Source organism: Pedobacter sp. PLR, assembly GCF_026239675.1.
Lineage (GTDB): Bacteria > Bacteroidota > Bacteroidia > Sphingobacteriales > Sphingobacteriaceae > Pedobacter.
This window is the reverse complement of sequence record NZ_JAPIVQ010000042.1, coordinates 1-454: the sequence shown is the minus strand read 5'-3', so window position 1 is coordinate 454 and position 454 is coordinate 1. Positions and strand designations below refer to the sequence as shown.

The window sequence follows — 454 nt, the reverse complement described above, 5'->3', positions numbered from 1 at the left end:
GGGCATAAGAATAATTCGCGTTACCAGGTTGAGTGGCAATGATCGAGACCGATTGCAGGCTATTTGCACCTACAATGGTGACGGTATTGCCTGAAATCGTAGCCAGTGCAGGTTCGTTGGAGGTGAAAATAACCGGTAAACCAGAAGTACTGGTTGCATTGATCGTAAATGAACTACCATACTCAGCAGCTATTGGCTGATCAAAAGTGATGGTCTGTGCATTTAAAGGTGTTCCGCTGGCTGTAGAGCTGGTGTTTATATTGCCTGCCGCATCAGTTACCCGAAGTGCATAGTAATAGGTTTGGAAATTCGTCAGCCCCGTCTGCGTGAAGGTCATTGGATTAGTGGCATTAGCCGCAAGAACGGTAGTCAGGACATTATTGCCCAACACACCGGTAGCTCCACCAATCAACTCATACTTCGCATAGTCAGCATCTAAAAACCACATCATTGT

Annotated in this window: 1 protein-coding gene; it reads right to left on the bottom strand. The window is 46.3% G+C overall.

What is annotated here, in order from left to right; translation table 11 throughout:
• Positions 1-454: hypothetical protein (locus OQX61_RS24270; RefSeq protein WP_265844430.1), on the bottom strand; the 454-nt coding region annotated here is incomplete at both ends.